This is a genomic window from Microbacterium sp. 01T413_2, assembly GCF_056398985.1.
Genome location: NZ_JBFTQL010000031.1, coordinates 18,951 through 45,582 on the forward strand (window position 1 = coordinate 18,951; position 26,632 = coordinate 45,582).

Sequence of the window (26,632 nt, forward strand, 5' to 3'; positions counted from 1 at the left end):
TCCCGTGATGCGCGACACCATCGTGCCCGCCGCGAGCAGGGCGCTGGCGCGACCGAGGCTACTCATTCGTCTCCTTCTCGCCCGAAGCGGATCCGGTCTTCTCGGTGGGGATGTCCGCGACCGCGAGTTCTTCCCGGTCGCTCTCGTGCGCCGCGCCGTCGGATCCTTCCATGCCGTCTGCGGCATGCTTTGCGGCGGTGATCCTGCGGCGGCGGATCGTGCGGAAGATCCCGGCGCCGATGAGCAGCAGGCCCAGGCTTCCGAAGACGATGAGCCCGATGGTCTCCCACTCGGCCCGGATCGTGAGGCGCGCGGTCTGCGCCGGGCCGATCGCGACGCCCGTCGGGCTCGTCAAGGTCATGGTGAGTGTGAGCTCGGTGTTGGCCACGTGCGACTCGAGGGGGAGGCGCACGCGCGTGGTGCTCGAAGGCTGCGCCTCGACGTCCGTTGCCGCGGGCACGTCGATGCGGCTGTCGCTGGATGAGACGTTGAGCCTCACGCGGACGGGATAGGGGAGCTCGTTGCGCACCCACACCGGAACGTCGACCTTCGGGCTGATCAGGATCGGATTGGACGGCTGGATCCCGACTGCTTCCATGGTCTTTCGCGTCTCGGTGCGATGCGACGCGAGAGCTGTGCCGAAGTCCTCGGCAGTCGTGTGCACGCCTACACCGAGCAGGCGCAGCATGGAGATGCGCTCGCGCACCGTGAGATCGGCGGGGCGCTCGAGGATCGTGGCGAACTGTGCCAGGCGGCCGGCGTCCTCAGTCAGGACGGTCACGGCCTCTGCGCGGTCCTCGGCGGACCCCGTGGCGACCGCGAGTTCGGTCGGAGCGCCGGACAGCACGCGATCCAGGCGCCCGTCCTGCCCGCCGCTGAATGCGGTGACAGCGCTGGACAGTCCCTCCTCCGACCGCGTCCCGGTGCGGGAGAGACCGGCGAGCACCGTGGACCCGGGCGCGTCGAACCACAGCATCGCGTTCGCCTCGGTCAGTGCGTCCCCGCGGGCCGCCGCATCGGACTGCTCGGCCGCGGCGCTCAGCGCCTCCGAGACGGCCTCGTCACTGACGAGCACGGCCGTGCCGCCCACGGCACCGCGCGACGAGACCGGGGCATCCTGCGCACCCGCGGTGAAGGATGTGGAAGGCAGGATCGGCACGGTTCCGGCACCCGCAGGGCCGTAATGCGACATCGTCGCCACCTGCCCGGCGGTGACCTGGCCGCGCGGCCACAGGATGTCGGTGCGGGCGCCCGCGATCGCGTCGGGTGCGGCAGGGTCCTGCGAGGGGCTCGATGTCGATGTCGATGTCGGCGTCGGCGCGGGTGTCGTCGAGGTCTTGCCGGCGGGGTTCAGGAACGGCTCGAAGTCGTCGACGGTGAGCGGCGCGGTCAGCCCGGCTGCCGCCTGCGCCGTGGCGTCCGCGTCGCCGAACTGCAGGGCGAAGCGCTCGTTCGGCAGCGCCTCGAGCCGCGCGAGCCACGCTGTCGCCGTGGCGGGTGCCCCCGCACCGAGCACGCGGATCGCGGCAGGGATGGACGGGTCCACGGCGAGCACGGCAGGGGTGCCGGCGACGCCGTTCAGCTGCGCCGTGAGCGCCCCGGCCGGCGCGGTGAGAGCGGTGAGTTCGGCAGCGCTCAGTAGGTCGCCGGTGGGGTTCGCCGTGATCGGCACGACCGTGACGACGGTGGCGGGCGTCCCCTGCGCGACCACGAGGGCGCTGCGTGCGGGAGCCGGTGCCTTTGCATCGGCGGCCGCCGGGGTCGCCTCGAACCGTGCCTGCAGCGGGTAGACGCCGGGGGTGAGCGCGCCGACGTCGCCCGCCGGCACCACGACCTGGGTGCGTGAGGTGCCCTCGGCATCCAGCACCGTGGTGCGCACGTCGCCGATCGGGCTGAGCGCGGGTGCGTCGCCGGATCCGTCCAGCCAGGCGCTCACGGCGCGGCGATCGCCGAGCGGAGCACGCCCCAGCTCCAGGTGCACCGTACCCGCGCCGAGACCGGTGGTGGCATCGTTGCGCAGCGTGAGCGTCGCGGTCAGCGGTGATCCGGATGCATAGGATCCGTTTCCGTCCGGCTGCAGCGAGAGCTGCACACCCGTGTGCTGCGGTGTCTGCGTCGGGCTGGGGGTGGGGGTCTCCTCCGCCGCGGCAGGTGAAAGTGCGGCAAGGGGGAGCAGCAGGCCCAGCGCGACGGCGAAGGCTCCGGCGGCGCGTCGCACGCGCAGGCGCAGGGGGGCTGATTCGGTCTGAGTCGCAGTCATCGGGGGATCCGTCGGGCGCGCGGGGCGCAGGGGAGTGCTGGCCCTGAGATTCTAGGCGGCGCACAGGCCCGATCCCTGGAGGCGGGCAGGGTGCGGGACATCCGATGCGCACCATCGAGCGCGCCGCGGAGACCGCGCAGCGCCCCGCGTAGGCTGGCGCCGTGGTCCGACACCTGCTGCCCCGTCCCGACTCCGTGCTGTGCGCGGCGCTCGCCGCCGATCTCGACGCCGCCGACCTTCGGTCGGAGCCATTGCGCGCCGCCTGGGGCGCGGAGGCCGACGACGCTCTCGCCCGGGGCATCCGCTCGCCGCTGCTCGCGGCGGTCGAGGGCCGCACCGATGCCCTGGCCACGCTCGGGCGCCTCTTCGTACTGGGCATGCCGCAGCCGGAGGCCCACGTCGCGGCAGCGCTCGCGCGCACCGGCCTCGACGGGCTCGAGGCGCTGGGCCTCGGCTACCGGGAGGGCGGCGCGGTGGTGCCGGCCGCCCTGATCCGGCCGCAGTCGTTCGTCGACGCGGACGGGGTCGGCGAGTGGTGGATCGCGAGCGACCTCGACGAGCTGGCCCTGCACCACATGGAAGGCGGCGGCGAGTTGCCGTCCGACCATGTGCTCGGTGTCGGCGGCGCCTCCCGCACCCTCGCATCGCTCGTCATGCCGGTCGAGGTCGAGCGTGCGCTGGATCTCGGCACGGGATGCGGCATCCAGGCGCTGCTGGTCTCCCGGCACGCCGGATCCGTCATCGCCACCGACATCTCGGCGCGCGCCCTCGCCTACGCCGAGCTGAACGCGATGCTCGCGGGCGTGCACAATATTGAGTTCCGCCAAGGCAGCATGTTCGAGCCGGTCGCGGGCGAGAGCTTCGGGCTCATCGTGTCGAACCCGCCGTTCGTGATCACGCCGCGCGGCGCGGACGTGCCCGAGTACGAGTACCGCGACGGCGGGCTCGTGGGCGACGCGCTCGTCGAGGCGTTCGTGACGCAGGCCCCCGCACACCTCGTCCCCGGCGGATCCGCGCAGCTGCTCGGCAACTGGGAGTCCCGCGGTGCCGTTCTGGGGCTCCGCCGCCTGGAGTCGTGGATCGCCCCGGAACTGGACGTCTGGGTCGTGCAGCGCGAGACGCTGTCGCCGCTCGGCTATGCGGAGCTGTGGATCCGCGACGGCGGCACGACACCCCGCGACGCCGCGTTCGAGCCGCTGCTGGACGCCTGGCTCGCCGACTTCGCCGCCCGCGGCGTGACCGAGATCGGGTTCGGGTACGTGCTGATCCGCCGGCCCGTCGGGGCCGACTCCGGTGCCTCAGTGAGTCCGCTGCGCCGCTTCGAGACGCTCACCCAGCCCGTGACGAGCGCCGGAAGGGCGTTCCGCGACGGGTTGACAGGGCACGACGCTCTCGCCGACGGCATCCCCGAGGTACTGCTCGTCGCGCCCGACGTGACCGAGGCCCGCCATCACCTGCCCGGTCAGGAGGCGCCGAGCGTGATCGAGCTGCGCCAGGGCGGAGGGTTCGGCCGCACGATCTCGGTCGACCCGGCGCTCGCCGGCTTCGTCGGCGCGTGCGACGGCGACCTCACGGTCGTCCAGATCGTGTCCGCGCTCGCCGACCTGTTCGAGGTGTCCCTCACCGACCTCTGGGCCGACCTCGAGCCGCGTCTGCGCGCACTCGTGACCGACGGCTTCCTGATCCCCGCCGAGCACTGAAAGGGAATGCATGTCGGGATCCATGCGTTTGAATAAATCATGAAGGCTTTCGGATTCCTCTCGTTCGGGCACTACGGCGACGTGCCGGGGTCGACGACGCGCACCGCCGGCGACATGCTGCGCCAGACCATCGAGCTCGCCGAGGGCGCCGACGAGATCGGCGTCAACGGCGCATATGTTCGCGTGCACCACTGGGCGCGCCAGGCGGCGTCGCCCATGCCGCTGCTGAGCGCGATGGCCGCGCGCACGAAGCGCATCGAAGTCGGCACCGGCGTCATCGACATGCGCTACGAGAACCCGTTCCAGTTCGCCGAGGAGGCAGCGGCTCTGGACTGGATCGCCGATGGGCGCATCGCGCTCGGCGTCAGCCGTGGTTCACCCGAGACCGCGCTGCGTGGCTACGAGACCTTCGGCTTCCACGACGAGGAGGATCCGGAGCGCGGCGGCGTGATGGCCCGCGAGAAGTTCGACCTTTTCCTGCAGGTGATCGACGGGGCCGGTGTGGCGCCCGGCGACCCCCGCATGGTGGGGGCCGGCCGCTACCTGGCGATCGAGCCCCAGTCCCCGACGCTGCGCGACCACATCTGGTGGGGAGCGGGTTCCCGCGCTACGGCGGAGGAGACCGGACGCAAGGGCCTGAACCTGATGAGCTCGACGCTGCTCACGGAGGCGACGGGCCAGCCGTTCCATGAGCTGCAGCGCGAGCAGATCGACCTGTTCCGCGCCGCCTACAAGGAGGCCGGTCACGCCGGCGCACCACGGGTGTCGGTGAGCCGCAGCGTGTTCCCGCTCATCACGGATCAGGATCGGGCCTACTTCGGGCTGCGCAGCGAGGAGAACGGCGACCAGATCGGCGTGATCGACGGGTTCCGCTCCACGTTCGGCAAGACGTATGCCGCCGAGCCCGATGTGCTCATCTCCCAGCTGAAGCAGGACGAGGCCGTCATGGCCGCCGACACCCTCATGCTGACGATCCCGAACCAGCTCGGACCCGAGTACAACCTGCATGTGCTGCAGGCGTTCGCCGAGCACGTGGCGCCGGCGCTGGGCTGGAAGCCCAACACCGAGGGCCCGGTGCAGGGGGACGCTGTCTGAACCCCCGGCTACATTCGGGAGCCATGCAGACGCGAGCCGAGTTCGATCAGCTGTCCGAGAACTACGCGAAGAACCGCTTCCCGGCGGACGCGACCGTTCAGGAGATGAGGGAGGCGTTCGAGCAGGGCGCGGTCCCACCGCCGACCGGGGTCGCGTCCGCGCGCCGGCAGCTGGGCGGACGGCCCGCGATCGAGCTGCGTCCCGACGGCGCCGGGGACGGGATCCTGCTCTACCTGCACGGCGGCGGATACGTGATCGGATCCGCGGAGACGGGCGTCGGTATGGCAGCGGGCCTCGCGGTGCGCACGGGCACGACGGCGTACTCGCTCGACTACCGGCTCGCGCCGGAGCATCGGTTCCCCGCGGCCGTAGACGATGCCCTCGCCGCGTACGCGGAGCTCGTCGAGAGCCACGGTGCCGACCGCCTGCTCATCGCAGGCGACTCGGCGGGAGGCGGACTCGCGGTGGCCACGCTCCTCGCCGCGCGGGAGGCGGGTCTCGAGATGCCGGTCGCGGCCGCCGTGTTCTCCCCGCAGACGGACCTCACCCTCAGCGGCGCCTCCTTCACCGCGAGGGACGGCGACGATCCGCTGTTCCAGCCGGACGACATCGCCGGATACGGGCGGCGGTATCTTCCGGAGCACAACCCCGGAGATGCGGCACGCTCGCCGCTCGCGAGTCCCGTGCTCGCGGATCTGGGCGGGCTTCCTCCGCTGCTGATCCAGGTGGGCAGCAGAGAGCTGCTGCATGATGACGCTCTCCGTCTCGCGGTGAACGCCGCCCACGCTGACGTCGATGTCACGCTGGAGTCCGCCGCGCGGGCACCGCACAACTATCAGACGGCGGTGGGAAGGCTTCCTGCTGCCGATCGCGCTCTCGATCGCGCCGGCGTCTTCCTGGCCGAGCGGCTCGGAGAACGCGTCGTCGTCCCCACGGCCTAGTCCGGGTCGCGGGGCCGTGCGGGGTCAGTCCTCGTCCGGTGCGCCGAACAGTCCCTTGCCGTGCTTGTGCAGCAGGTTGTAAGCGTCGATGAAGGTCTGCGGCTGCTGGTCCTCCGGCAGGCCGTAGCGGGCGAGCAGCAGGCCCAGCAGGCCCTGGGCGGGCGGGGTCAACGGCTTTCCCGCGTGCGCATGCGCAGGATGCGGCGGCTTCGCCTCCGGGTTCGGGGGCGTGTACAGCGACTTCGTCACGGGCCAGTCGGACGGATGGCGGGGCTTGTCCAGGTTGATGATCTGGAACAGGTCGTTGGCGGTCGCATCGCGGCGGGTGAGCGGCTTCAGGCCGTGCAGGCGGGTGAGCGTCGCGATCACGGATCCGTGGTGCATCTGGTCGTTCACGATCGTGCCCTTGCGCGTGTAGGCGGACACGGCGATCGCCGGCACCCTGCAACCGAGGCGGTCGAACTCGAACCCCATCTCGCCCGTGCCGGAATCGTCGGGCGGAGTCGCCTTCGGCGGGACGACGTGGTCGTAGGTGCCGCCGTGCTCGTCGAAGGTGATCAGCAGCAGCGTGTTGATCGCATTGGACCCCTTCGTGGACTTGCTCGTGCGGATCGCGTCGTAGATGTCGTGCACGAGGTCGTCGCCGGCGCGGACATCGGAGAACGCGCTGTTGATGATGTCGGATCCGTCCACGTCGCTCTCCCGTCGCGCCCCGAACGGCGGGTGGAAGTCGTTGTGGTTGTAGATCATGCGCGGCTCGATGAAGGAGTACGCGGGAAGCTCTCCGTGCTCGACGTCGGCGTAGAAGTCGTCCATCGTGCCGAAGTGCTCGGTGCGCCAGAACTTCTCCAGCACGGGTGCGTGCAGCACGCCGGTGAAGGAGACCATCTGCAGCTCGTCGAAGTAGACCTTCCATTTCAGGCCCGCATCCTCGAGGCGGTTGAAGATCGTCGGCGACTTCGGCGCGTTCAGCCACTTGTCGTAATCGCCGCCCTCGTGGTTCGTGACGAAGCCGTGCGAGGTCGACGCGTTGAAGAAGGTGCGGTTGCAGAACGTCTGCGAGGGCACGGCGCAGAACCAGTGGTCGAACACGGCGAACTCGCGGGCGAGCGTCGACACCGTCGGCAGCATCTCCGGTGAGAACGAGCCCATGATGCGCTTGCGCTCGTCCTCGCTCGGCTCCTTGCCGTGCTTGAGGCGCATGAGGTTCACCTGGTAGTCGGTGACGAAGCCGCTCATGGTCGGCTCCTGGCCGTCCTCGGGATGGTTGTACGGGGGATGGAAGCCGCCGTCGTACAGGTCGGCGTTCTCCGCCGGATTGATCACGTTGTACAGCTGTGTGTTGACGTGCGGATACATCTCGCCGGGATCCGGATCCGGCCAGGTCATGATCTGGTCGGTCGGGCCCTCGTAGACGTGCGCGTCGTAGCGGACGCCGTCGAGCTCGTTGTAGTACTCGCCGAAGTCGAGGCCCTCGAAGTCCTTGCCCTCCGGCAGGTTCTCCTTCGTGTACAGGTAGCCGAGCAGGTTGTCGAAGGACCGGTTCTCGCCCATGACGACCACGATGTGGTCGAATCCGGGCGCGTGCCGGGGTGCGAGGGCGCCGTAGTCGTCCAGCGCCTCCGCGAAGCCGTTGTGCTGGCCGAGCGCGTAGCCGGCCGCAGCCCCTGCACCGCCGCCGACGACAGCTCCGGCGGCGGTCAGTCCACCGAGGCGCAGGAAGTCGCGGCGAGACCGGGAGCGGCCCTTCCCCGCCGAGTCACCCGTGCCGTCGTCCGGCGTCGCGGCTGCGTTTTCGGGTGCACCGGCGGGATCGCCGGCCGCAGCGGATGATCCGTCGCCCGGGGCAGGGGAGTTCTTGCGTCTGACCATGCCGCGATCCTACTGAGCGGCCGAGGGGCGCCGACGACCGCGCGCTCGGCAGCGGCTGAGCCCACCCCGGTACCCTGGAGACCATGCTCAACATGGCCGATTCCCTTGCGCGCCTGGGCGCCCTCGCCGAGCATCCGGTCGTGCGGACCCTGGCCACGGCGTTCGCCGACGCCGGGTTCGACCTCGCCGTGGTCGGCGGCCCCGTGCGCGACGCGCTGCTCGGCCGGCCCACGCACGACCTCGACTTCACCACGAACGCCCGCCCCGACGACATCCTCCGCATCGTGAAGCCGATCTCCACCACGCAGTGGGACATCGGCCGCGAGTTCGGCACGATCGGCGCCAAGGTGCCCTCGCCCGACGGTCCGTCCGAGCAGGTCGAGATCACCACGTACCGTGCCGACGCCTACGACGGCGTCACCCGCAAGCCCGTCGTCTCCTTCGGAGACGACATCGACGGCGACCTCGTGCGCCGCGACTTCACGGTCAACGCCATGGCCTTCCTCGTCCCGCAGCAGCGGCTCGTGGATCCGACCGGGGGAGTGGAGGATCTGATCGCGGGCCTCCTGCGCACTCCCACCACCCCCGAGGTGAGCTTCGGCGACGATCCGCTGCGCATGCTCCGCGCGGCCCGGTTCAGCGCCCAGCTCGGCTTCGGCATCGAGGAGCGCACGCTCGCGGCGATGGCTGAGCTGCGCTCGACGCTGGGAATCGTGAGCCCGGAGCGCATCCAGTCGGAGCTGATCCGCCTGCTGCAGTCCGACGACCCGGTGCGCGGCATCCGCGTTCTTGTCGACACCGGTCTCGTCGACGAGTTCCTGCCCGAGGTCAATGCACTTCGGCTCGAGGTCGACGAGCACCACCACCACAAGGACGTCTACGAACACTCGCTCACCGCGCTGGAGCAGGCGATCGCGCTGGAGCACGCCCGTCACCCCGGCGAACCGGCCGACGCGGTGCTGCGTCTCGCCGTGCTGCTGCACGACATCGGCAAGCCGCAGACCCGCAAGCTCGAGCCGGGGGGCGCGGTGAGCTTCCATCATCACGACGTGGTGGGCTCCCGCCTCGCGCGTAAGCGCATGCAGGCGCTGCGGTTCGACAAGGAGTCGACCGACGCGGTGGCGAAGCTCATAGAGCTGCACCTGCGCTTCTTCGGGTATGCGGAGGGCGCATGGACAGATTCGGCGGTGCGCCGCTACGTGCGCGACGCGGGCGACCAGCTCGAGCGTCTGCACATCCTCACCCGCGCCGACGTCACCACCCGCAACAAGCGCAAGGCCTCCCGCCTCGCCGCGGCCTACGACGACATCGAGGCGCGGATCACGGCACTCCGCGAGCAGGAGGAGATCGACGCGATCCGCCCCGAGCTCGACGGCAACGACGTGCAGCGCATCCTCGGCATCGCCCCGGGCCGCGAAGTCGGCGAGGCGTACCGCTTCCTGCTCGAGTTGCGCCTCGACGAAGGCGTCATCGGCCCCGGGGCCGCCGAGCGGCGTCTGCGCGACTGGTGGGCCGCGCGGGACTGAGGCCGTCGCCCGCGCGTGTCTAGCGCTGGGCCTGCAGGCGGAGCCCGGCCAGGAGCAGGTCGAGCCCACCGAGGAACTGGTCGCGGTCGTCGTGACCGTCGAACTCGTCGAGGATGTGGTGGATGAAGGGGTACTCGGCCGTGTCGAGGGCGCGCCACTGCGCTGTGGCCGAGGCCAAGTACTCCTCGCGGCTCACCTCGCCCGAAACGACGACGGCGGGAGGCTCCTGCCCGAGGTCGGCCGCGGTGCCGATCACGTAGCCCACGACCGCCGAGGTGGCGTGGAACGTCTGGCGCGGCGTGAGGTCCAGTCGCATCACGTGCTCCCCGATCCGCTCGTAGAGCTGCAGTGAGTGGATCTGGCTGGTCGTGTCGCGGAGGGCATAGGCGCCGAGCCACGGGCGGTCGACGATCGCGTCGAACATGGTGAGCGCGATGGTGCGGATGTCCTCGATCGGATCTCCGCCGCCGACTTCGGCTGTCGCCTCGAGAACGCCGGCGAGCACCGAGTCCGCGGCGAGGTCGAGCAGCTCGTCGCGTCCGGACACGTACCAGTAGACGCTCGCGACGCCGCCGCCCAGCCGCGCGGCCAGTGCGCGGATGGTCAGCCCCTGTGCGCCGGACTCGTCCAGGATCTCGACCGCGCCGGCGAGCACCGACTCCAGGGAGTGGGATGCGCGGGAGCGCGTGCGCGGACCGCGCGGCCGCACGGGCCCGTCGCTCTGCTGCGGTGTGGATGCCATGGCTCCATCCCACCATGACCGGCGGCTCTCCGTGGGAGGCGTTTGCACATCATCGAACATCGTTCTATTCTATCGAACGGCGTTCGGTGACCGAACACTGTTCGATTCATCTTCTCGATTCGGAGGAATCGCCCATGACCGACGCACCCGTCCTCGCTCGCTCACGCACCTACTCATCCCTGCGGGCCGCCTGGATCCCGCTCGCCGCCCTCTGCCTCGCCTTCTTCGTCGAGATGGTCGACAACACCCTCCTTTCGATCGCGTTGCCGACCATCGGTCGCGAGCTCGGAGGGGACACGACCTCGCTGCAGTGGATCACCGGCGCCTATTCGCTCACGTTCGGCGGCCTGCTGCTGACCGCCGGCTCGATCGCCGACCGCTTCGGGCGACGCCGGGTGCTGCAGATCGGGCTCGGCCTGTTCGGGCTGATCAGCCTGGCCGTACTGCTCGTCGCCAGCACCGGCGAGCTCATCGCGTTGCGTGCCCTGCTCGGGATCGCCGCGGCCGCCATGGCGCCCATCACCAACTCGCTGGTCTTCCGGCTGTTCGACGACGAGAAGCTGCGCATGCGCGCCATCACGCTCATGATGGTCGTCGGAATGTCGGGCTTCGTCCTCGGTCCGCTCCTCGGCGGCACGATGCTCACTCATCTGCCCTGGCAGTGGCTGCTGCTCGTGAACGCGCCCATCGCCCTGATCGCCGCCGCCGGCGTCCACTTCGGTGTGCCGGCCGACGCCCCGGGCGGCCTCACCAAGGACCGGCTCGATCTGCCGGGCGCGGCACTGAGCATCCTCACGATCGGTATGGGCTGCTACGTGCTCACCAGCGGCATCGAGAACGGGTGGACATCTCCGATCACCGTGGCGGTCGCGGTCGGCGCCGTGGTCTCGCTCGTGCTCTTCATCCTCCGCGAGCAACGGGCGGTGGCGCCGATGCTGGATCTGGCCCTGTTCCGCCGTGGAACCGTGCGCGGCGCGGCGATCGCCCAGATCGGCACCTCGGTCGCGATGGCGGGCGTGATGTTCGCCCTGATCCTGCACTTCCAGTACGCGTGGGGATGGTCGCCGCTGCAGGCGGGCCTGGCCAATCTGCCGCTCATCGCGACGATGATCCTCGCCACACCCCTCACCGAGTGGCTCGTGCGCAGGTTCGGGCACCGCATCGCCTGTCTCATCGGCGCGGGCCTGCTCGCGGCGGGCCTCGGCGTCATGGCCTGGGCGGTCGAGCAGGACTACCTCGCTATGGCGCTCGCGATGGTGGTGATGACGGCGGGCCTGCGCACGGTCATGACGATCTGCGCGGTGGCACTGGTCGGCGCGATGCCCGAGAACCGCACCTCGATGGGCGCCGCCATGAACGACACCGCACAGGAGCTGGGAACCAGCGTCGGTACGGCCGTCGTCGGCACGCTCATCGCCGCCCTGGTCACCGTGACGCTCCCCGTCGGCGCATGGGATCCCGCCCTCGTCGCATCCTTCTTCCACGGCGAGCAGGTGGTGTTCGCCGTGCTCGCCGTGGCGGTTGGCATCATCGCCGGCATCGGCGCGCTCAGCCTGACCGACGCGCGCACGGTCGACGAGCACGAAGCGCCGGCCTGACGCCGCGGGGAGCCGCAATGCTCCGATCGCGGCACTGCCGAGTCCGGTCGCCGTACACTGGACCCACTCCGTCGCCGACGATCGGAGACCCTGTGTCCTCTGGCTGGCAGCCCTCCCGCGAGCCGGCGCCCGCGCGCCTGCTCATCGAGCGCGCGCATGAGGAGCTCGTCGCGGGCAACATCGACGATGGCCGTCTGCAGAGCGTGCGCTCACTCGTGCGGGAGTCGTGGGAGCGGTCGTGGCGGCAGCGCGTCGGCGCCGAGGGTCTGCCCCCGCTCGACTTCACCACCGACGCTCTCGACGCTTACCGTCTCGCGCACCCCCTCGCCGGCGCGATGGACACCATCCGCTCCCTGCTGCTGCCCGGATCGGCCGACGATTCGGGCGTCATCATCGCGGTCGGTGACCACGCGGGGCGGCTGCTGTGGGTGGAAGGGGATCTGAATCAGCGGATCCTGTCCGGTGAGATGGGCTTCGTGGAGGGCGCGAACTGGTCGGAGCGAGCGGTCGGCACCTCCGCCCCGGGCACCGCGCTCGAACTCGGCGCCTCGGTGCAGATCCACGGGGCCGAGCACTACAACCGTCTCGTGCAGCCGTGGTCATGCACCGCTGCACCCGTGTTCGATCCGGAGGACCGGCGCATCCTCGGGGTGATCGATGTGACCGGCGGCGCCGAGGCCGCGAGCCCGCAGGCGCGCATGCTGGTCGACGCCACCGCCCGCGCCGTCGAGGCCGAGTTGCTCGTGGCACGGCTGCGAGCCCGCGCCGAGCCGGTGGCCCCCGTCGCCCCAGCCCCGCGGCGGCGTCCGATTCCCGAGCGCGCCGCCCTGCGCGTGCTGGGCCGTGATCGGGCCAGGCTCGAGGTGTTCAGCGACGACGGCGAGCGCTCGGTCGAGCTCAGCGCGCGGCACGCCGAGATCCTGCTGCTGCTGGCCGTGCACCGGCAGGGGCTGTCCGCCGAGCGTCTCGCCGAGCTCGTGTACGGCGAAGGATCCTCGGCCGACACCCTGCGCCCGGAGATGGTCCGCTTGCGCAGGGCGCTCGAGCGGATCTGGCCAGCGCTCGTTCCCGAGTCGCGTCCGTACCGGCTGACCGTGCCGCTGGAGACCGACGCCCAGGACGTGCTGTCGCTGCTCGACCGGGGTGCGCACCGGGTGGCGCTTTCGACGTACCGCGGCCCCGTGCTGCCGGATTCGGCGGCGCCGGGCGTGGAGGAGTATCGCGACTCGGTGCGCTCGATCCTGCGCGAGACCATGCGCACCGAGGCCAGCATCGACGTACTGCTGTCGTACGCGGAGATCCCCGAAGGATCCGAGGACGCCGAGATCCTGCGTCTCTGCCTGGAGCTGCTGCCYGCGCGCTCGCCGAAGCGCGCGGGTCTCGTCAGCCGCATCGAGCGCCTCGAGCAGGGCTGACGCCGCCGTTCCCGGCGTTTCGTCTCACTCGCCTCCGGCGTGCTCGCTCAACGACCCCCGGGGTGCAACCCGATGCAACGTGACGCATCCGGGTGCAACGTGCACGCGCCTACCGTCGAGGCACACATCAACCCGCGCGGCATCGGAGCCGCGGTACGTCGAAGGAGACGCGATGACCATCATCGAGGAGAGCGTGTCGACCGCCTATGCAGCACCCGGGCAGCCGGGCGCGCTCGCGAACTACCGCCCGCGCTACGGGCACTACATCGGCGGCGAGTTCGTCGAGCCCGTCAAGGGCCAGTACTTCGAGAACATCAGCCCGGTCAACGGCAAGCCGTTCACCGAGGTCGGCCGCGGTACCAGTGAGGACATCGATCGCGCCGTCGACGTCGCCTGGAAGGCGTTCGCGAGCTGGGGCAAGACGAGCCCCACGGAGCGCGCCAACGTCCTGAACAGGATCGCCGACCGCATCGAGCAGAACCTCGAGATCATCGCGATCGCCGAGACGTGGGAGAACGGCAAGCCGATCCGCGAGACGCTCGCCGCCGACATCCCGCTCGCCGTCGACCACTTCCGCTACTTCGCCGGCGTGCTGCGCGCCCAGGAGGGCGGCATCAGCCAGCTCGACGAGAACACGGTGGCGTACCACTTCCACGAGCCGCTCGGCGTGGTCGGCCAGATCATCCCGTGGAACTTCCCGCTGCTGATGGCCACGTGGAAGCTCGCCCCGGCGCTCGCCGCGGGCAACTGCGTCGTCATCAAGCCGGCCGAGCAGACGCCCGCATCGATCCTGTTCCTGTTCGAGATCATCGGCGACCTGCTCCCGGCCGGCGTCGTGAACATCGTCAACGGCTTCGGCATCGAGGCGGGTGCGCCGCTCGCCCAGCACAAGCGGATCCGCAAGGTCGCCTTCACCGGCGAGACCACGACCGGGCGCCTGATCATGCAGTACGCGTCGCAGAACCTCATCCCGGTGACCCTCGAGCTCGGCGGCAAGAGCCCCAACGTCTTCTTCGAGGACGTCGCGAGCTCCACCGCCGACCCGTACTACGAGAAGGCGCTCGAGGGCTTCACGATGTTCGCCCTGAACCAGGGCGAGGTCTGCACGTGCCCGTCCCGCGCCCTCATCCAGCGCTCGATCTACGACGGATTCCTCTCCGACGGGCTCGAGCGCGTGAAGAAGGTCGTGCAGGGCAACCCGCTGGATCTCACCACGATGATCGGTGCGCAGGCGTCGAACGATCAGCTCGAGAAGATCCTCAGCTACATCGACATCGGCAAGCAGGGCGGTGCGCGCCTGCTCACCGGGGGCGAGCGTGTCGACCTCGGTGGCGACCTCAGCGAGGGCTACTACGTCGCCCCGACCGTGTTCGAGGGCACCAACGACATGCGGATCTTCCAGGAGGAGATCTTCGGGCCGGTGCTGTCGGTGACGAGCTTCGCCGACTTCGACGACGCGATCTCGATCGCGAACGACACGCTCTACGGCCTCGGCGCCGGTGTGTGGAGCCGCAGTGGCGACACCGCCTACCGGGCCGGCCGGTCGATCGAGGCCGGCCGCGTCTGGACGAACACATACCACCAGTACCCGGCGCACGCCGCGTTCGGCGGGTACAAGCAGTCGGGCGTCGGCCGCGAGAACCACAAGATGATGCTCGACCACTACCAGCAGACGAAGAACCTCCTCGTCTCCTACGCGGAGGGCCCGATGGGCTTCTTCTGATCCGGATACCCACCACCGGTCGTTGAGCGAGGACGCCGAAGGCGACCGAGACGAAACGCGGGGAGCTCGACAGGGCGCCGCGTTTCGTCTCGCGAAGACCCGCGCTGAGCGAGCGTAGCGAGTCGAAGCGTCGCTCAACGACCGAGGGGCGACACACGAGAGGAGCGGGCCATGCCCGAGTTCCACCGCGTCGAGGTCTCGGCGGAGGCGGCGGCGCTGCTGCGCGAACTGACGGCGCAGCACGGTCCGCTGATGTTCCACCAGTCCGGAGGATGCTGCGACGGATCCGCACCCATGTGCTATCCGGTGGGGATGTTCCTGATCGGATCCGGCGACGTGCTGCTCGGTGATCTCGACGTCGGCCTCGAGGAGTCCGTGCCGGTCTACATGTCCGCGTCGCAGTTCGAGTACTGGAAGTACACGCACCTCACGATCGACGTCGTGGACGGACGGGGATCCGGATTCAGTGTGGAGGCGCCGACAGGCAAGCGATTCCTGACCCGTTCGCGGATGCTCGATCAGGCCGAGCTGGAGCACTTCGCCCCGGCCTGATCGACGACCCGGACCGGCTGGCAGCCGGTCCCTTTTACCGCGTCGGGATCAGCGGCTGCGGTCAATCTGTATCGACAGCTACGCCCGCTAGCTCCCGCATGCCCCGGATTAGGGAGCGCCCGAGCGTCGGGGAGAGTCGGAGGCGAAAGGACAGACCCTGGGATCTAGCGTCGAGGTCCCAGGGTCTGTTCACGAGAGTTCGAAGAACTCGTGGCGTCGAGGGTCAGGCCCAGTAGGTGAAGTGGTAGTACCCGTCGCCGCGCAGCTCGCAGTTCTGGGCGATCTGATATCCGCTGCGCGCGAACTGGCGCTGGTCGGCCTGGCAGGCACTCAGCGAGGCGTAGCCTCCCGAACCGACCTGGGTGGCCGCCGAGGCGCTCGGTGCGATGGCGATGGTCAGCGCAGCTGCGAGAACGGTTCCCCCCGTCGCAGCAATGAACTTGCGCATTCTCATAGTGATTCCTCCGGTTTGTCGATGCCCGAGATCGGGCCCCGTCAGCATTCGCCGCTGGCGATGGGGTAAGGCTAGCGAGGACGACTCGGGCTGCCAAGGAGCGGTCCCCGGCTATCCAGGGATCCCGCCCGTCGGAACGGCTAAGGTCCGCGTCGATGCCGGCCAGGAAGATCTCCTGGCCAGGTCACGTCTCGGCGTCGGAACTCCCGGGAATCGCCGAGCCATGYCTACAATCGGGTGTCCCGTGCGCCGTGAACCCTGACGGCCATGGATGTTGCGGCCGCGCTCAAGCGCGGTCACGGAACCGATACAGAGGTGTATATGTCATTCCACAGCACTCGAGGCCGTCTCGGCCTCGCCATCGGCGCGCTCGGCGCCACGGCCCTCGTTCTCGCGGGCTGTGCGACGAGCAGCACGGGCGGCGGGGGTTCGACCGGGGGATCCTCCGGCAGCACGATCACCGTCGGCACGACCGACAAGATCACGTACCTCGATCCGGCCGGCTCGTACGACAACGGGTCGTTCGCGGTGATGAACCAGGTCTACCCGTTCCTGATGAACAGCAAATACGGCACCGCGGAGGTCACCCCCGACATCGCCGAGTCTGCGGAGTTCACCTCGCCGACCGAGTACACGGTGAAGCTCAAGAAGGGTCTGAAGTTCGCCAACGGCGACCCGCTGACCTCGGCGTCCGTGAAGTTCTCCTTCGACCGCATGGTCAAGATCAACGAYCCCAACGGSCCGGCYGTGCTSCTCGGCAACCTSGCCAGCACCGCGGCGCCSGACGCGACCACGGTCGTCTTCACSCTGAAGAACGGCAACGAYCAGATCTGGCCGCTCATCCTCTCCAGCCCKGCCGCGCCCATCGTCGACGAGARGGTCTTCTCGGCCGACAAGGTCACCGACGACGACGCCATCGTCAAGGGCAAGGCCTTCGCCGGTCAGTACGAGATCACCGACTACAAGAAGAACCAGCTCATCTCCTACAAGCCGTACGCCGGCTATCAGGGCGAGCTCGGCAAGGCCGCCAACAGCCAGGTCAACGTCAAGTACTTCGCCGACGCGTCGAACCTGAAGCTCGCGATCGGCAACGGCGACGTCGACGTGGCGTTCCGCAGTCTGTCGGCCACCGACACCGCGGACCTGGGCAAGAACAAGAAGGTCAAGCTGGTCGAGGGCCCCGGCGGCGAGATCCGCTACGTCGTCTTCAACTTCAACACGCAGCCGTTCGGTGCGACGACCCCCGAGGCCGACCCGGCCAAGGCTCAGGCCGTGCGTCAGGCGGCGGCCGACCTCGTCGACCGGGAGGCGATCGCGAAGGACGTCTACAAGGACACGTACAGCCCGCTGTACTCGTTCGTCGCCGACGGCATGGCCGGCGCGACCCAGCCGCTGAAGTCGATGTACGGCGACGGCAACGGCGGCCCCTCGCTCGACAAGGCGAAGAAGGTCCTCGCCGACGCGGGCATCACCGGTCCGGTCACGCTGAACCTGCAGTACAACGGCGACCACTACGGCCCGTCCTCGGGTGACGAGTACGCCGCGATCAAGGCGCAGCTCGAGCAGGGCGGTCTGTTCACCGTCAACCTGCAGAGCACCGAGTGGACGCAGTACTCCAAGGACCGCACGGCCGATGTGTACCCGGCCTACCAGCTCGGCTGGTTCCCGGACTACTCCGACGCCGACAACTACCTGTCGCCGTTCTTCACGACGGACAACTTCCTGAAGAACCACTACGACAACACCGCGGTCAACGACCTCATCGTGAAGTCGCAGACCGAGACCGACAAGGACAAGCGCATGGCCGACCTGGCGCAGGTGCAGGACATGGTCGCGAAGGACCTGTCCACCCTGCCGCTGCTGCAGGGCAAGCAGGTCGCCGTCGTCGGCAAGGACGTGAACGGCACCACGCTCGACGCGTCGTTCAAGTTCCGCTACGCGCCGCTGACGAAGTAGCGCACCCTCAGACGGGGCATCGCCGCACTCGCGACGGTGCCCCGTCCTCGTTCCAGGGCGCAGATCCGGTCCCTAACCTCGACAGGCTCGACTCCCCGTCACGGGGTCCTGATCCGCCCGACTCCGGTTCGCAGTGAAGCGACCGGATCCGCTCCACCCTCACGAAGGTTCCCCATGGCCGTTGATGTCCTCGCCGCAGATCCCGTGGCGACGCGTCCCAAGTCCTCAGGAGGAGGACTGTGGCGCTACATCCTGATCCGCCTCGTGCTGATCATCCCCACCGTCCTCATCCTGGTCACCCTGGTCTTCTTCCTGATGCGGGTCACCGGCGACCCGATCACCGCGGCCCTCGGCGGTCGCCTGCCTCCCGACCAGCTCGCCGCGCGTGTGCACCAGGCCGGCTACGACCGGCCGGTCCTGATCCAGTACTTCGAGTACCTCGGCAACATCCTGCGCGGGGACTTCGGCACGACCATCACCGACGGCCAGAAGGTCACCACGGTGCTGCTGACCTACGGATCCGCCACGCTCGAGCTCGCGATCTACGCGCTCATCGTCGCGTTCGCGGTGTCGATCCCGCTCGGCCTTGTCGCGGCGCACCGCCGCGACAAGTGGCAGGACGCATCTCTGCGCATCATGGCGATCCTCGCCTACGCCACGCCGATCTTCTTCGTCGGCCTGCTGCTGAAGCTCGTCTTCTCGGTCTGGCTGGGCTGGATGCCGGTCTCCGGGCGTGCGAGCACCCAGACCGAGCTGCTGATGRGCGGTGTCAGCACCCCCACCGGCATCTACCTGCTCGACGCCATCCGGCTGGGCAACGGTCCCGCGATCCTCGACGTGCTGTGGCACGCGATCCTTCCCGCCCTCGCCCTCGGCCTGCTGACCGCCGGCATCTTCCTGCGGCTCATCCGCACGAACGTGATCGGCACCCTCGGCCAGCAGTACGTCACCTCCGGCCGCTCCCGCGGCGTGAGCGAGTACCGTCTGGTCACCAAGCACGCGTTCCGGCCGGCACTGATCCCGATCATCACCGTGATGGGCCTGCAGATCGCACTGCTCCTCGCCGGCGCCATCCTCACCGAGACGACGTTCGAGTGGAAGGGCATCGGCTTCATGCTGAGCGAGTACCTCAAGGCGCGCGACTTCGTGGCCGTGCAGGGCATCGTCGTCATGATCGCGGTGATCGTCGCCGTCACCAACTTCGTCGTCGACATCGTCGCCGCCATGATCGACCCGCGGGTGAGGTACTGAGATGAACGTCGACAACACCCCCGACCCCGTGATCGACCGCGACCTCCCGACTCCGAAGACCGAGGCGCTCGCCGCCCAGGCGCCGCGCAAGCGCCGCTGGCGCGAGCGGATCCCCGTGGTCTCGCAGCTGCGCCAGAGCGTTGGGCTGCAGCGCGGCATGCTGGTGACTGGTCTCGTCATCACCGGCATCTTCGTGCTGGTCGCGATCCTGGCGCCGTTCATCGCCCCGTACTCGTGGGCGCAGCAGTCCGTGAACGGCGTGAAGTTCGGCACGCAGCAGCCGCCGAGCGCCACCAACCTTCTCGGCACCACCGTCAGCGGCTTCGACGTCTTCTCCCGTGTGATCTGGGGATCCCAGACCGCGCTGCTCGTGATCCTCGCCGCGATCGCCTGCTCGATCTTCATCGGCATCGCGCTCGGCCTGGTGTCGGGCTACTTCGGCGGCTGGCTCGATCGCACGCTCGTCGTGATCGCCGATGCGATCTACGCGTTCCCGTCGCTGCTGCTCGCCATCGTGATGTCGATCGTGATCAGCCACGGGCAGTCGAACCTGTGGTCGGGCATCATGGCCACGGCCCTGTCGATCACCGTGGTGTTCGTGCCGCAGTACTTCCGCGTGATCCGCGCCGAGGTGGTGCGCGTCCGGGCCGAGCCATTCGTCGAGTCGGCGAGAGTCATCGGCGTGCCGACCGGGCGGATCCTGACCCGCCACGTGCTGCGCAACTCCACGCGCTCGCTGCCGGTCGTGATCACGCTGAACGCCTCCGAGGCGCTGCTGACCCTCGCCGGGCTCGGCTTCCTCGGCTTCGGCATCGAGGCGACCTCGGCCGCGGAGTGGGGCTACGACCTCAACCGCGCCATCGCGGACGTCACCAGCGGCATCTGGTGGACGTCCATCTTCCCCGGCCTCGCGATCGTGCTGGTGGTGCTCGGCATCACCCTCGTCGGCGAGAGCCTCAACGACCTGAGCGATCCGCGACTGCGCACCCGCCGTCGCGCGGGAGGTGCGGCATGACCGGCACGACCATGAACACCGGGCTGCCCGATGTGGCAGAGCTCCGCGGGCTCAAGGTGCGCTTCGCGACCGACGCCGAGCCCGTCGACGCGGTCAAAGGCATCGACATCCAGGCGCATGCGGGTGAGGTGCTCGCGATCGTCGGCGAGTCCGGATCCGGCAAGACCGTCACCGCCAACGCGCTGCTCGGCCTGCTGCCGGAGACCGCGACCATGTCGGGTGCGGTCATCGTGCGCGGCCGCGGCGGTGAGACCGACGTCGTGCACGCGTCTCCCGCGAAGCTCCGCGCGATGCGCGGGCGGGACGCGGCGATGGTGTTCCAGGAGCCGTCCACGGCGCTGAACCCCGTCTACACCGTCGGCTGGCAGATCGCCGAGGGGCTGCGTGCGCATCACGACGGCCGGCTCTCCAAGAAGGAGGCGCGGGCGAAGGCGATCGAGATCCTCCGCAAGGTGGGCATCCCGGATCCGGATCAGCGCGTGGACGAGTTCCCGCACCAGTTCTCCGGCGGGCAGAAGCAGCGCATCGTGATCGCGATGGCCCTCGTGCTGAACGCCGGGCTCATCATCGCCGACGAGCCGACCACGGCCCTCGATGTCACGGTGCAGGCCGAGATCCTCGAGCTGCTGCGCGCCTGCCGCGACGAATTCGGTGCGACGATCGTGCTCATCACGCACAACATGGGCGTCGTCGCCGACCTCGCCGACCGTGTCGTGGTGATGCTGCGCGGCGACATCGTGGAACAGGCCCCCGTGCGTGAGCTCTTCGCCAACCCGCAGCAGGAGTACACGCGCGAGCTGCTCGCCGCCGTGCCGCACGTCGGCCAGGGCAAGTCGATGCTGGAGGCGGCGGTGACAAGCCCGGCCTCCGGCGTCGCGGACGAGGCCCCGGAAGGCAGCCTGATCGTCGCGCGGGCGTGCGAGATCGGGTATCCGGGCCGCTTCGGCCGCGGCGGCGTCGTGGCGGTCAAGGGCGTCGACTTCCACGTCGGCCCCGGCGAGGTCGTGGGCCTGGTCGGCGAGTCCGGGTCGGGGAAGACCACGATCGGCCGCGCCGTCGTCGGCCTCACCACGGTCGTCGGCGGATCGCTGCGCGTGCTCGGCCAGGAGATGAACGGCGTCAAGCAGCGTCAGCTGGCCCCGCTCCGCCCCGAGATCGGGTTCGTGTTCCAGGATCCGGCCACGAGCTTCAATCCGCTGCTGTCGATCGCCGAGTGCATCGCGGAGCCGCTCGTCGTGCACGGTAAGGCGTCCAGCGTCGCCGCCGCGCGGGCTCGGGTGGACGAGCTGCTCGACGCGGTGCGCCTGCCGACGAGCTTCGGCGACCGCTTCCCGCACGAGCTCAGCGGTGGCCAGCGGCAGCGCGCCTCGCTCGCGCGCGCCCTGGCTCTGGATCCGAAGCTGCTCATCGCGGACGAGCCCACCAGCGCGCTGGACGTCTCGGTGCAGGCGAAGGTGCTCGACCTGTTCGTGCAGCTGCAGGCCGAGCTCGGCTTCGCGTCGCTGTTCATCAGCCACGACCTCGCCGTGATCGACGCGGTCTCCGACCGCATCATCGTGCTGCGGCGGGGGCGGATCCAGGAACAGGGCACGACCGCGCAGGTGCTGAACGATCCGTCGAACTCCTACACGAGGGAGCTGCTCGCGGCTCTTCCCGTGCCGGATCCGGTGGAGCAGGCCGAGCGCCGCGCTCTCTGGCAGGCGGTGCGCCGCGGCGCCTGAGGGCCAGACCCCTCACGGGGTCGTTGAGCGAGCACCGGCGCAGCCGGAGCGAGTCGAAACGGGGTCATCTCGAAAGGGCACCGCGTTTCGTCTCGCTCAGCCTTCGGCCGTGCTCGCTCAACGACCGGAGAAGGGAGTGGGTCCCGTTCAGCGGCCCACCACGAGAAGGGTGATGACGCCGAGCGCGCCCATGAAGATCACCGGCACGCCCAGCACCACGCCGAACACGATTGCGAGCGTCACCCACGGTCCTCGCCGGCGCAGACGCTGGCCTGGTGGCGCCACGCCGGGCGGCGGCGGGGTGAGCAGGTCCACGGGCGCCGCGAAGGGCAGTGCGTGCCCGGCGGTCGGCCCCGGGGACGGCGAAACCACGCCGACGGCGTCGGCGGAGCTCGCCAGGGCAGGAGCGGTCGCGTCCGCGGGAGCGCCCAGCCGCAGCCGGTCGTCGCGCCAGCGCTCCCACTGGTCGAGCTTGCCGAGCACGGCGGCGACGGCACCGAACAGCCAGCCCCAGCTGTTCGGATCCAGGGTCGACACGGGGCGCTGCGTGTACAGGAACAGCCAGTCGTCGACGATCTCCACGTCGAGCAGGGCCGCGCTGTCCATGAACCGAACCATCACGTCGGGCGTGAACAGGTACAGCGCATCGGTCTCGTGGCCGGCCGGGCAGTACAGCGTGAAGTAGCGGTCGAAGTCGCCCTCGAGCGAGAGCCGCTGATGCTTGTCGAACGACGCGGGCAGGTTGCTGCCCAGCGCGTTGTTGCCGAGCGCGTCCAGCACGATGTGCGGGAGGGGCACGTCGAGCTTGACGGCGATGTACCCCCACTGGTGCGTGTGGGCGTCTTTGCCCGAGCCGGTGGTGTACCGGTAGTTGCCGAACTCGACGAACCTCGGCTGCGTGCCGCGCACCGCGTCGGTCGTCGCACGCCCCGAGCCGTGCCCGAAGATCATGCCGGGAAGGGGCGGATCCGCGATCGTCCCGATGTACGACATTCCGTTCGCCGCGGCGAAGCAGGCGATGCGGTACTGCGCGATCCGTCGATCGCGCCGGGCCCTGGCGATGAGGAGCCAGGCGCCGGTGCCCATCCCCCCGATCAGGACGAGCATTCCGAACCCGCCGATCGCGGCGCCCGCGCTCCCGCCCGCGCCGTGGCCCACTGCGGAGCCGATCGTGAGGCCGATGCCCATGGCGATCACGAACATGACCGGAACCACGAGGATCGCCATCACGACCGCGGCGATCACGATCCCGACGATCGTGCCGCCCGACGTGGGGTGCTGCGCGCGCTGCTGCCGCGCGAACGCGGCGACGGCGCTGGAATCGACCGGCTCGGTCAGCGGCCGGGGATCGAAGTATCCCGGGGGCAGTGGGGTGCTCACGCCCCCACGCTAGCCCGAGCCGCCGCGGGATCCGCGGGGTTCTTGCCGAGGGGCCGGTGCCCGGATCAGTGCCCGAACAGGAGCACCCGGAAGACGAACCACGCCACGGCGATGATGCCGAACATGAGCACCGACACCCAGGGGAACGCGCGCTTGAGCCGGCGCCCGCCGGAAGCGACGCCCGGGGGCGGCGACCAGGGCTGGCCCGGATCCGCCGGCGTGGGTGCGGCGAAGCCGGTGGCGTCGGCGCTCGGGGCAGCGGCGCCGGCGAGGAATCCGAGCGGGGCGACCGGCACGCCAGGGGCCGTGGCCGGCACCGGGGACGCGGACGGGGCGGCCGTGGAGCCGGCGCCGACGGCTCCCGCCGCGCGCAACCGGTCGTCGCGCCAGCGCGCCCACTGCTGCAGCTTGGTGATGACGGCCCCCACGGTGCCGAACAGCTGCGCCCAGGCCGCGGGATCCAGGGTCGTCACCTCTGTCTTCTGGGCGTACAGGAACAGCCAGTCGTCGACGATCTCGATGTCGAAGGAGGCGGCGTTGTCGATGAGGCGCGCCATGACGTCAGGTGTGAACAGATACAGCGCGTCGCGCTCATAGCCCTCGGGGTAGTACAGCGCGAAGTACTGATCGAAGTCGCCCTCGAGGGACAGACGCTGATGCCTGCCGTAGGACGCGGGCAGGTTCGAGCCGAGGAAACCGTTGTTCGCGAGCGAATCGAGCACGATGTTCGGCAGCGGCACGTCGAGTCGGATGGCGACGTAGCCCCAATGGTGGGTCTCGGCTTCCTTGCCGGATCCGGTCGTGTACTGATAGTTCGCGAACTCGACGAAGCGGGGTGTCGTGCCTCGCACCAGGTCACGGGACGCCCGCGCATGGCCCAGGCCGAAGATCATGCCGGGAAGCTGCGGATCGGCGAGCTCAGGGAGGTAGCTCATGCCGTTTGCCGCCGCGAATGCGGCGAGGCGGTAGGTCCGGATCCTCCGGCCGCGCACCCAGAACACGACGCCCACCGTGATGACCGCCGCGACGACCAGGAGCAAGAGGGGGGTGACGATGACGCTGACGCCGACTCCCAAGGAGGTGCTCAGCATCGCACCGAAGATGCTGCCCGCGACGCCGAGGATGAAGACGATGGCGATGCCGCCGAAGACCATGCCGATGATCTGGGGCGCGCTCGCTCCGGAGCCTCCGGCGGGCGCCGAACGGGCGAACGCGGCCAGCGCGGCGCGGTCGATCGGCGCGGTGAGCGGGGTGGCATCGAAAGGATACGAGCCCGCTGGTCGGTTCGTCGGCACGGTCACGCGTCCACGCTAACCCCGATGGCTCGCATCCTGGCCGGACCGCGGCGGGCGTTCAACGGTTCAGCTCGTCGGCGTCCCACTGCAGGTCCGCGCCCTCGGCGAGAGGCAGGGCCTCGATCCGCTCGTCCGCGCACAGCGCGGCGACGAGAGCGGCGGATCCGGCGACGACCGTGGAGTCGAAGTCGATCTCGCTGACCAGGATCCAGGCGCGGTCCGCCGGCCAGATCAGGCTCGGGTGCTGCGCCATCGGTGCGACRCCGCGTTCGTCGAGCCCGATCCCTGAGCCTGTCGAAGGGTCGCGCCAGGGGACGAACGCCACCCAGTCCGGATCCGCGAACGCGCGCGGCGGCGCGGCGAACAGCACGTGCTCGCGCTGCGGGAGCTCGAGGTGCGCGCTCTCGGAGATCTCGCGGGGCAGGATCCCGTCGTGCCACACCGCCTTCTGGTACGGGTTGTTGAACGGGTCGTGGATGCTCTCGGCCAGCAGCGCCGCGTGCGCTTCGGCGGCGTCGCCGGTGGCCGTCAGAAACACGCGCCCGGCGGGACCGTAGCCACCGAGCAGGCCGCCCCAGCCCGCCCAGACGCCCGCGATCCCGTCGTCCGGCGTCGTGGTGTGCGCGACCAGGTGCTCGGCGACATGAGCCAGGATCGCGGGCGGCAGATCGCCCTCGATCGGCGCGCTGAATTGCCGCCCGTCGGGGGAGCGCCGGCCGCGCCAGTCCTCGCCCTCCGGCGTGCGCACGATCCGGTTCCACTGTGCGAGCGGGTGCAGCACCGTGCCGAAGGCTGCGGCCGTGTCCGCCCAGGTGACGACCTCGTCCCGCAACGACGCGACGGTGCGGTCGAACTCGTCGTCCGACATCGCGCGCAGCTCGTCGCTCGTCGGCACGACGCCGCCACCGAGGAGGCTCCGCACCGACGCCGGATGGAAGATCCTGGCGTACGCCTCGAACCCGTGCGGCACGACGCCGTGCATCGTCGTGAAGCCGGGATCCAGACGATCCCGGATCCAGTTGCCGACCTCGACGTCGTTCTCCCATCGCATGCCGCCAGGCTATCGTCGCGGCGCGCATCCACCGATGTGGGTTTTGGAGATGAAGAACAACGCGAACTTTGACATGGGACCGGTCACAGTAGGTTTCCGCAAGGGATGCGGAACGTGACGGGCGGATCCGCTATTTTGCTCGATGCCGGAATATCACGGGCACCCGACCCGTGAGCCGGTCGTCGCGCGCCCGCTGGGGGCCGTGCGGCATCCAATGGGGAAGGAAACCTGCATGCCCGAATTCGTCGTGCCCGAAACGGACAGCGTCCATCGCGGCCTCAGCCGTCGCACCGTGGTGAAGACCGCCGCGTGGTCGGTACCGGTCATCGCCATGGCCGTCGCCGCCCCGGTGGCCGTGGCCTCGACCGCGCCTGCTCCCTGCGCGGCGCTGCCGGTGGGGTCGTTCACCGTCGTCGGCGGGAACCTGGTGTCCGACGGTCGGGTCGGCACATCGCCGACATCAGATGGACTGTTCGGAACCGGTTGGACTCCGCCCAAGGCGCCGGTCCAGGACCCGCAGACGGGGCTCTGGTCTCAGACCGACTCCGCGGTCGCTCCGACGCCGGCCAGCTGGTGGTCGGGCGGCGGCGACCCGCAGAACAGCGTCGGGTTCCTGTCGCTCGACGATAACGACAACCGTGACGGCGCAGACCAGACGCCCTCCGTCATCACCGCGAACTACGCCGTCGATGTGAAGGCGGGCATCGCGTACTCGTTCACGATGCCGGTCTATGCCTCGGCGGACTACCTCGGACCGCAGTACTTGGACATCTCGGTGGCCGGCGCCGGCGTGAACATGCCAGGAGTCGTGCAGGGGTACTACGGAAACCCGGCGATCGCGGTCGTTCCCAACGGCCTCGTCGGCTACACCCACTTCGGCAGCGCGCAGACGCCCGCGACGACCTTCACGCCCAGCTCGGACGGCACTGTCCTGTTCACCTACACCTTCACGCTCCCGTACGTCACCGGAGGATCGCGCCAGAACGCCGACCTCTTCGTGACGTCGCCCGCACTCAGTTCCTGCGCCTGAYGGCCGGGGCGAGGGGGGGTCTTCCCCGCCTCGCCCATCGACCGCACAGCCGGAC

20 protein-coding genes are annotated in these 26,632 nt (G+C 69.7%); 13 read left to right on the forward strand and 7 right to left on the reverse strand.

Translation table 11 applies throughout. The features are described from left to right. Nucleotides 1-58 precede the first annotated feature (58 nt). Complete coding sequence (locus AC1DMN_RS14940; protein ID WP_477229997.1) at nucleotides 59-2,260, reverse strand: DUF6049 family protein; 2,202 nt, start codon at nucleotides 2,258-2,260, stop codon at nucleotides 59-61. Between the two features lie 161 nt (nucleotides 2,261-2,421). On the opposite strand from AC1DMN_RS14940, the gene AC1DMN_RS14945 reads away from it, so the two are divergent. The 3 genes from AC1DMN_RS14945 to AC1DMN_RS14955 are packed head-to-tail and all read left to right on the forward strand — an operon-like array spanning nucleotide 2,422 to nucleotide 5,996. Continuing rightward, nucleotides 2,422-3,960 (forward strand): DUF7059 domain-containing protein, encoded by a 1,539-nt coding sequence (locus AC1DMN_RS14945; RefSeq protein WP_477229998.1) that lies wholly within the window; start codon nucleotides 2,422-2,424, stop codon nucleotides 3,958-3,960. A gap of 39 nt (nucleotides 3,961-3,999) precedes the next feature. After that, nucleotides 4,000-5,055, forward strand: coding sequence for an LLM class flavin-dependent oxidoreductase (locus AC1DMN_RS14950; protein WP_477229999.1), 1,056 nt, complete (start codon nucleotides 4,000-4,002; stop codon nucleotides 5,053-5,055). A 23-nt stretch (nucleotides 5,056-5,078) separates the two neighbouring features. Further along, nucleotides 5,079-5,996 carry an alpha/beta hydrolase gene (locus AC1DMN_RS14955; protein WP_477230000.1) on the forward strand — a complete coding sequence of 306 codons (918 nt, stop codon included), beginning with the start codon at nucleotides 5,079-5,081 and terminating at the stop codon, nucleotides 5,994-5,996. A gap of 24 nt (nucleotides 5,997-6,020) precedes the next feature. Here AC1DMN_RS14955 and AC1DMN_RS14960 read toward each other — a convergent pair whose 3' ends face one another. Then, nucleotides 6,021-7,868, reverse strand: a complete 1,848-nt coding sequence (locus AC1DMN_RS14960) for an alkaline phosphatase family protein (RefSeq protein ID WP_477230001.1) — start codon at nucleotides 7,866-7,868, stop codon at nucleotides 6,021-6,023. Nucleotides 7,869-7,951: 83 nt separating this feature from the next. Here AC1DMN_RS14960 and AC1DMN_RS14965 point away from each other — a divergent pair, with 83 nt between their 5' ends. Next, complete coding sequence (locus AC1DMN_RS14965; RefSeq protein WP_477230002.1) at nucleotides 7,952-9,394, forward strand: CCA tRNA nucleotidyltransferase; 1,443 nt, start codon at nucleotides 7,952-7,954, stop codon at nucleotides 9,392-9,394. A 19-nt stretch (nucleotides 9,395-9,413) separates the two neighbouring features. On the opposite strand, the gene AC1DMN_RS14970 is transcribed toward AC1DMN_RS14965, so the two are convergent. After that, nucleotides 9,414-10,136, reverse strand: a complete 723-nt coding sequence (locus tag AC1DMN_RS14970; protein WP_477230003.1) for a TetR/AcrR family transcriptional regulator — start codon at nucleotides 10,134-10,136, stop codon at nucleotides 9,414-9,416. A gap of 134 nt (nucleotides 10,137-10,270) precedes the next feature. Between AC1DMN_RS14970 and AC1DMN_RS14975 the strand changes: the two genes are divergently transcribed. From AC1DMN_RS14975 to AC1DMN_RS14990, 4 genes are all read left to right on the forward strand, one after another. Further along, complete coding sequence (locus tag AC1DMN_RS14975; protein ID WP_477230004.1) at nucleotides 10,271-11,734, forward strand: MFS transporter; 1,464 nt, start codon at nucleotides 10,271-10,273, stop codon at nucleotides 11,732-11,734. Nucleotides 11,735-11,826: 92 nt separating this feature from the next. Continuing rightward, nucleotides 11,827-13,149, forward strand: a complete 1,323-nt coding sequence (locus tag AC1DMN_RS14980) for a GAF domain-containing protein (RefSeq protein WP_477230005.1) — start codon at nucleotides 11,827-11,829, stop codon at nucleotides 13,147-13,149. Nucleotides 13,150-13,321: 172 nt separating this feature from the next. Further along, complete coding sequence (gene exaC, locus AC1DMN_RS14985) at nucleotides 13,322-14,872, forward strand: acetaldehyde dehydrogenase ExaC (RefSeq protein ID WP_440732699.1); 1,551 nt, start codon at nucleotides 13,322-13,324, stop codon at nucleotides 14,870-14,872. A gap of 171 nt (nucleotides 14,873-15,043) precedes the next feature. Further along, nucleotides 15,044-15,424: a DUF779 domain-containing protein gene (locus AC1DMN_RS14990; protein WP_477230006.1), complete on the forward strand. Its 381-nt coding sequence runs from the start codon at nucleotides 15,044-15,046 to the stop codon at nucleotides 15,422-15,424. 223 nt (nucleotides 15,425-15,647) lie between these two features. Here the strand turns inward: AC1DMN_RS14990 and AC1DMN_RS14995 are convergent, their stop codons facing one another. After that, nucleotides 15,648-15,872 (reverse strand): hypothetical protein, encoded by a 225-nt coding sequence (locus AC1DMN_RS14995; protein ID WP_477230007.1) that lies wholly within the window; start codon nucleotides 15,870-15,872, stop codon nucleotides 15,648-15,650. Nucleotides 15,873-16,199: 327 nt separating this feature from the next. Here AC1DMN_RS14995 and AC1DMN_RS15000 point away from each other — a divergent pair, with 327 nt between their 5' ends. From AC1DMN_RS15000 to AC1DMN_RS15015, 4 genes are all read left to right on the forward strand, one after another. After that, nucleotides 16,200-17,834, forward strand: coding sequence for an ABC transporter substrate-binding protein (locus tag AC1DMN_RS15000; RefSeq protein ID WP_477384496.1), 1,635 nt, complete (start codon nucleotides 16,200-16,202; stop codon nucleotides 17,832-17,834). 174 nt (nucleotides 17,835-18,008) lie between these two features. Beyond that, entirely contained in the window at nucleotides 18,009-19,085 is a 1,077-nt protein-coding gene (locus AC1DMN_RS15005) for an ABC transporter permease (RefSeq protein WP_477384498.1), read from the forward strand. A 1-nt stretch (nucleotide 19,086) separates the two neighbouring features. After that, nucleotides 19,087-20,100 (forward strand): ABC transporter permease, encoded by a 1,014-nt coding sequence (locus tag AC1DMN_RS15010; protein WP_440732695.1) that lies wholly within the window; start codon nucleotides 19,087-19,089, stop codon nucleotides 20,098-20,100. After that, nucleotides 20,097-21,821 carry a dipeptide ABC transporter ATP-binding protein gene (locus AC1DMN_RS15015; RefSeq protein ID WP_477230009.1) on the forward strand — a complete coding sequence of 575 codons (1,725 nt, stop codon included), beginning with the start codon at nucleotides 20,097-20,099 and terminating at the stop codon, nucleotides 21,819-21,821. The genes AC1DMN_RS15010 and AC1DMN_RS15015 overlap by 4 nt, the downstream gene beginning before the upstream one ends. A 147-nt stretch (nucleotides 21,822-21,968) precedes the next feature. On the opposite strand, the gene AC1DMN_RS15020 is transcribed toward AC1DMN_RS15015, so the two are convergent. The 3 genes from AC1DMN_RS15020 to AC1DMN_RS15030 all read right to left on the reverse strand — a co-directional run bounded on the left by AC1DMN_RS15020 (nucleotide 21,969) and on the right by AC1DMN_RS15030 (nucleotide 25,547). Beyond that, nucleotides 21,969-23,201 carry a hypothetical protein gene (locus tag AC1DMN_RS15020; protein WP_477230010.1) on the reverse strand — a complete coding sequence of 411 codons (1,233 nt, stop codon included), beginning with the start codon at nucleotides 23,199-23,201 and terminating at the stop codon, nucleotides 21,969-21,971. A gap of 65 nt (nucleotides 23,202-23,266) precedes the next feature. Further along, complete coding sequence (locus AC1DMN_RS15025) at nucleotides 23,267-24,502, reverse strand: hypothetical protein (RefSeq protein ID WP_477230011.1); 1,236 nt, start codon at nucleotides 24,500-24,502, stop codon at nucleotides 23,267-23,269. 52 nt (nucleotides 24,503-24,554) lie between these two features. After that, nucleotides 24,555-25,547, reverse strand: coding sequence for a hypothetical protein (locus AC1DMN_RS15030; RefSeq protein ID WP_477230012.1), 993 nt, complete (start codon nucleotides 25,545-25,547; stop codon nucleotides 24,555-24,557). 232 nt (nucleotides 25,548-25,779) lie between these two features. Between AC1DMN_RS15030 and AC1DMN_RS15035 the strand changes: the two genes are divergently transcribed. Beyond that, entirely contained in the window at nucleotides 25,780-26,577 is a 798-nt protein-coding gene (locus AC1DMN_RS15035; RefSeq protein ID WP_477230013.1) for a hypothetical protein, read from the forward strand. The last annotated feature ends 55 nt before the right edge of the window (nucleotides 26,578-26,632 follow it).

Bases quoted from the DNA above. Each gene is read 5' to 3' on its own strand.
- AC1DMN_RS14940 (WP_477229997.1), bottom strand. From the start codon at position 2,260: ATGACTGCGACTCAGACCGAATCAGCCCCCCTGCGCCTGCGCGTGCGA.
- AC1DMN_RS14950 (WP_477229999.1), top strand. From the start codon at position 4,000: ATGAAGGCTTTCGGATTCCTCTCGTTCGGGCACTACGGCGACGTGCCG.
- AC1DMN_RS14955 (WP_477230000.1), top strand. From the start codon at position 5,079: ATGCAGACGCGAGCCGAGTTCGATCAGCTGTCCGAGAACTACGCGAAG.
- AC1DMN_RS14960 (WP_477230001.1), bottom strand. From the start codon at position 7,868: ATGGTCAGACGCAAGAACTCCCCTGCCCCGGGCGACGGATCATCCGCT.
- AC1DMN_RS14965 (WP_477230002.1), top strand. From the start codon at position 7,952: ATGCTCAACATGGCCGATTCCCTTGCGCGCCTGGGCGCCCTCGCCGAG.
- AC1DMN_RS14970 (WP_477230003.1), bottom strand. From the start codon at position 10,136: ATGGCATCCACACCGCAGCAGAGCGACGGGCCCGTGCGGCCGCGCGGT.
- AC1DMN_RS14975 (WP_477230004.1), top strand. From the start codon at position 10,271: ATGACCGACGCACCCGTCCTCGCTCGCTCACGCACCTACTCATCCCTG.
- exaC (WP_440732699.1), top strand. From the start codon at position 13,322: ATGACCATCATCGAGGAGAGCGTGTCGACCGCCTATGCAGCACCCGGG.
- AC1DMN_RS14990 (WP_477230006.1), top strand. From the start codon at position 15,044: ATGCCCGAGTTCCACCGCGTCGAGGTCTCGGCGGAGGCGGCGGCGCTG.
- AC1DMN_RS14995 (WP_477230007.1), bottom strand. From the start codon at position 15,872: ATGCGCAAGTTCATTGCTGCGACGGGGGGAACCGTTCTCGCAGCTGCG.
- AC1DMN_RS15010 (WP_440732695.1), top strand. From the start codon at position 19,087: ATGAACGTCGACAACACCCCCGACCCCGTGATCGACCGCGACCTCCCG.
- AC1DMN_RS15015 (WP_477230009.1), top strand. From the start codon at position 20,097: ATGACCGGCACGACCATGAACACCGGGCTGCCCGATGTGGCAGAGCTC.
- AC1DMN_RS15035 (WP_477230013.1), top strand. From the start codon at position 25,780: ATGCCCGAATTCGTCGTGCCCGAAACGGACAGCGTCCATCGCGGCCTC.